The organism is Parvibaculum sp. (assembly GCF_049671045.1).
Taxonomy (GTDB): Bacteria; Pseudomonadota; Alphaproteobacteria; order Parvibaculales; family Parvibaculaceae; genus Parvibaculum.
In genome coordinates this window covers 1-5,084 of sequence record NZ_JBATUH010000057.1, presented here as the reverse complement: position 1 = coordinate 5,084, position 5,084 = coordinate 1, and the positions used below count along the sequence as shown (strand labels likewise).

At 64.7% G+C, this 5,084-nt stretch carries 4 protein-coding genes; 1 reads left to right on the top strand and 3 read right to left on the bottom strand.

All coding sequences use genetic code 11. The annotated features are described in order from the left end of the window. Together aceA and aceB are read right to left on the bottom strand one after the other, a co-directional pair. Positions 1-1,226: isocitrate lyase (aceA, locus tag WBG82_RS07240; RefSeq protein ID WP_424423162.1), on the bottom strand; the 1,226-nt coding region annotated here is incomplete at its 3' end. Positions 1,227-1,280: 54 nt separating this feature from the next. Then, positions 1,281-2,900: a malate synthase A gene (gene aceB / locus WBG82_RS07235; protein ID WP_424423161.1), complete on the bottom strand. Its 1,620-nt coding sequence runs from the start codon at positions 2,898-2,900 to the stop codon at positions 1,281-1,283. Positions 2,901-3,092: 192 nt separating this feature from the next. Here aceB and WBG82_RS07230 point away from each other — a divergent pair, with 192 nt between their 5' ends. Next, positions 3,093-4,538, top strand: a complete 1,446-nt coding sequence (locus WBG82_RS07230) for a helix-turn-helix domain-containing protein (RefSeq protein ID WP_424423160.1) — start codon at positions 3,093-3,095, stop codon at positions 4,536-4,538. Between the two features lie 124 nt (positions 4,539-4,662). On the opposite strand, the gene WBG82_RS07225 is transcribed toward WBG82_RS07230, so the two are convergent. Further along, positions 4,663-5,084, bottom strand: a 422-nt coding sequence (locus tag WBG82_RS07225) for a cytochrome d ubiquinol oxidase subunit II (RefSeq protein WP_424423159.1), incomplete at its 5' end; no start/stop codon positions are given.

Genomic DNA, 5,084 nt, shown 5'->3' with positions numbered 1-5,084 from the left:
CCGCCCGCTGCGAGCGAAACGAGGTCGAAGTAGCCCGTGCCGACTTCGCGCTGGTGGCGCGTCGCGGTGAAGCCGTTCTTCTCCGCCGCGAACTCGGCCTGCTGCAGCTCGGAGTAGGCGCCCATGCCGCGATCGCGATAGGCGGAGGCGAGCTGGAACATGCCGTAGTTGAGCTGGTGGAAGCCGGCGAGCGTCACGAACTGGTACTTGTAGCCCATGGCCGCGATTTCGCGCTGGAACTTCTCGATCGTCGCCTTGTCGAGGTTCGCTTCCCAGTTGAAGGAGGGCGAGCAGTTATAGGCGAGGAGCTGGTCCGGATGTTCCTTCCGGATCGCTTCGGCGAAGCGCTTCGCGTCTTCGAGGTTCGGGTGCGAGGTTTCCCACCACAGCAGGTCCGCATAAGGCGCGAAGGCAAGGCCGCGCTTGATGCAGTGGTCGACACCCTTGCCCGGCTTCAGGCGGTAGAAGCCCTCGACCGTGCGGCCGGCGTCGAAGTCGATGAACTCGTGGTCGCGCTCGTCGATGTCCGAGGTGATGAGGTTCGCGGATTCCGCGTCCGTGCGGGCCATGATGAGGGTCGGCACGCCCATCACGTCGGCGCCGAGGCGCGCGGCGTTGAGGTTGCGCTCATGGGCGCGGGTCGGGATGAGAACCTTGCCGCCGAGATGGCCGCACTTCTTCTCCGAGGCGAGCTGGTCTTCGTAGTGGACGCCGGCGGCGCCCGCTTCGATATAGGCCTTCATGATCTCGAAGCAGTTGAGCGGGCCGCCGAAACCGGCTTCCGCGTCGGCGACGATCGGGAGGAACCAGTCGCGCTTCGCGCCGCCTTCCGAGTGCTCGATCTCGTCAGCGCGCTTCAGCGTGCGGTTGATCTTGCGGGCAAGCTCCGGGCCCGAGTTCGCCGGATAGAGCGACTGGTCGGGGTAGGTCGTGCCGGCGGTGTTGTTGTCGGCGGCAACCTGCCAGCCCGAGAGGTAGATCGCCTTGAGGCCCGCACGCGCCATCTGCATGGCCTGGTTGCCGGAAAGCGCGCCCAGCGAGTGCACGTAGTCGGTCGTGTGCAGGAGTTCCCAGAGCTTGTTCGCGCCGCGGGTGGCGAGCGTGTACTCGATCGGGAACGAGCCGCGCAGCTTTTCGACGTCTTCGACCGAATAGTTGCGCTTCACATTGTCGAAACGGCCCTTGGGCGCGCTCGGGATGAGATCGTAGAAGGTCTTCTTGCTCATGGGTAGGTTCCTTGGGGTCGGAAAGGTTCTGGATACAGTCTCGGAGCGTCTTTCTCAGGCCTCGTGGCTGACGAGCAGCTTGTAGGCCGGAAGGGTCAGGAATTCCTCGCAAGTTTCCGCGGTCGCCATTTCGTCGAAGAGACGGATGGCTTCCTCGAAGTGACCGGAGGTCCAGCGCGTCTCGCCGAGCGTGGCGCGCAGTTTCGTCATCTCGTCGGCCAGCACTTCATGGAAGAGTTCCGGCGTCACCTTGCGGCCGTCGGAGAGCGTGGCGCCGTGATAGAGCCACTGCCAGATCTGCGTGCGGCTGATCTCGGCGGTCGCCGCGTCTTCCATGAGATTGTAGAGCGGCACCGCGCCGCGCCCGCCAAGCCAGGCTTCGATATACTGCACGCCGACGCGGCAGCATTCGCGCATGCCTTCCTCGGTGCGCTCGCCCTGATGCGGCTCCAGAAGTTCCTTCTGGCCGACATGGACGTCCTGGCGCTGGCGCGCGAGCTGGTTCGGGCCGGTGAGCTTGCCGAAAACTTCCATCGCCACGGCGACGAGGTCCGGATGCGCGACCCAGGTGCCATCATGGCCGTTATTGGCTTCGCGTTCCTTGTCCGCGCGGACCTTGGCGAAGGCGGCCTCGTTCGCGGCCTCGTCGCCCTTCACGGGGATCTGCGCCGCCATGCCGCCCATGGCGAAGGCGCCGCGCTCATGGCAGGTCTTCACGAGGAGGAGCGAATAGGCATTGAGGAAGTTCTTGCCCATGACGACCTGCGCGCGATCCGGCAGCAGGTAGTTCGGGTTCTTCCCCAGACGCTTGATGTAGCTGAAGATGTAGTCCCAGCGGCCGCAATTGAGGCCGACGATGTGGTCCTTCAGCTCATGAAGGATCTCGTGCATCTCGAAGGCGGCCGGCAGCGTCTCGATGAGCACCGTCACCTTGACCGTGCCGTTGGGGATCCCGAGGGTCTTCTGCGCGTGGACGAAGACGTCGTTCCAGAGCCGGGCTTCCTTGTGGCTCTCCATCTTCGGCAGATAGAAATAGGGGCCGGTGTTGTGGGCCTTGGTCTTCTTCGCGTTGTGGAAGAAGTAGAGGCCGAAATCGAAGAGCCCGCCCGACATGGGCTGGCCGTCGATCTCGACATGCGCTTCCTCGAGGTGCCAGCCGCGCGGGCGGACGATGAGGACTGCCGGCTTCTCCTTGACGTTGTAGCTCTTGCCCGACGCCTCCTCGGTGAAGCCGATCTTGCCGTCCCAGTAATCCATGAGGTTGATCTGGCCGCCGATCATGTTGTCCCAGGTCGGCGCGGCCGCGTCCTCGAAGTCGGTCATGTAGGACTGCGCGCCGGAATTGAGCGCGTTGATGACCATCTTGCGATTGTCGACGGGGCCGGTGATCTCGGTGCGGCGGTCGAGCAGGTCCTGCGGAATCGACGCGACCTTCCAGTCGCCTTCGCGGATGGACTTCGTCTCGGGGAGGAAGTCGGGAAGCTCGCCGGCGTCGAAGCGCTTCTGGCGCTCTTCACGGGCGGCAAGAAGCTCACGGCGGCGGGCGCCGAAGCGGCGCTCCAGATCGGCGACAAAGGCGAGCGCCTCGGCCGTGAGCACCCGGTCATAGCCGGGTTTCATCTTTCCGCGGATGTTGATGCCGCTGGTGCTGGCCGTGGCTGTCGACTGGCTCATACCCGATGCCTCCGCTGATGATGGATGTTGGCGAGGTCATACAGCCGCGACAACGAAATGTCCAAAACATTCCTAAGTCTTTGAAACTATTAAAGTAAAGAACATTACAGCGTTAACGCTGAAAACGGTTGTTAATGTAAATATTGTAAATTAAGATACCGCTTTCTGGCATGGAACGAGGGTTTTCACGCCATGGCGTCGGAGAAAAAAGTCTTTGCGGGGCCGCGTGTTAGGCGCCTGCGCCGGGAGTTGAACCTGACCCAGGCGCGCATGGCGGCCGATCTCGGCATTTCGGCGAGTTATCTCAATCTCATCGAGCGCAACCAGCGCCCCATGTCGGCCCAGATCCTGCTCAAGCTTGCCGAGGTCTATGACGTCGAGCTGCGCAGCCTCGCGGGCGACGACGAGGCCCGCGCGCTGACGGCGCTGCGCGAGGTCTTCGCCGATCCGCTCTTCCGCGACAGCGGGATGACCGTCCAGGACATGCAGGAGGTGGCCTCGGCAAGCCCCGTTGCCGCCGAAGGCATCGCCTCTCTCTACCGCGCCTATCAGCAGGCCGTGGCCAATACGGCGCTGCTTGCCGAAAGGCTCGCCGACCGCGACCTTCTCGATGGCGGGCAGGCGGTGAGTGCGCCGCTCGAAGTGGTGCGCGATTTCATCAACAGCCGGAACAATCACTTCCCCGTGCTCGACGAGACGGCCGAGGAGCTTTATCGCAAGGCGTCGCTCGGCGCCGACGAGCCTTATGTGAGCCTCAGGAACTATCTTCGCGTCGCCCATGGCGTGACGACGCGCGTCGTCCCCGCCGATCTCATGTCGGGGGAGCTTCGCCGCTATGACCGCCACCGGCAGACGATCTTCCTCTCCGAGCTCGTCGATCAGCCGGGCCGCTCGTTCCAGCTCGCCTATCAGCTCGGCTATTTCGAGCAGTCCCGTGCGATCGAGGACATCGTCGAGACTTCGGGGCTCGAGGACGAGGAGTCGCGCACGCTCTGCCGCGTGGCGCTCGCCAATTATTTCGCCGCCGCCCTTCTCATGCCCTATGCCGCCTTCCTCAAGACGGCGGAGGAGACGCATTACGACCTCAGGCTCGTCGGCCGCCGGTTCGGCACGAGTTTCGAGCAGGTCTGCCACCGGCTGACGACGCTCCAGCGCCCCGGCGCGCGCGGCATCCCCTTCTTCCTCATCCGCGTGGACAATGCGGGCAATGTGTCGAAGCGCTTCTCGGCGGCGGGTTTCCACTTCGCGCGCTTCGGCGGCACCTGCCCGCGCTGGAACGTGCATGACGCCTTCCGCGTACCCGGCCAGATCTACACCCAGGTGATCCAGATGGAGGATGGCACGCGCTATTTCTCCATCGCGCGCACGGTGAGCCGCGGCGGCTCCGGCATCGGCGTGCCGGGCGATCAGTATGCGGTCGGGCTCGGCTGCGACATCGCCCATGCGCGCAAGCTCATCTACAGCCGCGGCTACGATCTCGACGATGAAAGGGGCGCGACGCCCATCGGCGTCAATTGCCGCCTCTGCGAGCGGGTCGATTGCTCGCAGCGCGCCTTCCCTCCCCTGAAGCAGAGGCTGCGCGTCGAGGACCATGTGCGCGGTGTCTCGCCCTTCGGCGTTCCCGTCAACAATACCTGAACGCGCGGAAGGCCAGAGCTAGAGCGAGAGGACCGCGCGCAGGCCATAGGCAAGGAGCGCCGTCGCCGCGACGCCCGCGACCCAGAGCGCGGCGAACCAGAGAAGCCGGTGGCCCGTTCGCGCCTCAGTGCTCCGCATAGCCGCCATGCTCGCTCGCCTTGCCGCGGAAGACGCTATAGGCGTACCAGGTGTAGAAGAGGATCATCGGCAGCGAGATCGCGACGCCGATCAGCGCGAAGCGGATGGTCACGTCGGGCGCCGCCGTCTCATGGAACGTGAGCGAGGGCGGAATGATGTTGGGCCACAGGCTGATGCCGAGCCCCGCATAACCGAGCAGGAAGAGCGAGATCGCGCAGACGAAGGGCGCGCGCTCGAATTTCGCGATGAGCGTCCAGTAGAGCGCGGCGGCGGCGGCGAGGGTGAGCGCGGGCACGGGCGCGAAGGCGATGATGTTGATGCCGCCGAACCAGCGCTCCGCGACCGCTGGCGACATGAGTGGCGTGAGGATGCTGACCGCGCCCATCGCCACGATGACGCCGCCGCCCG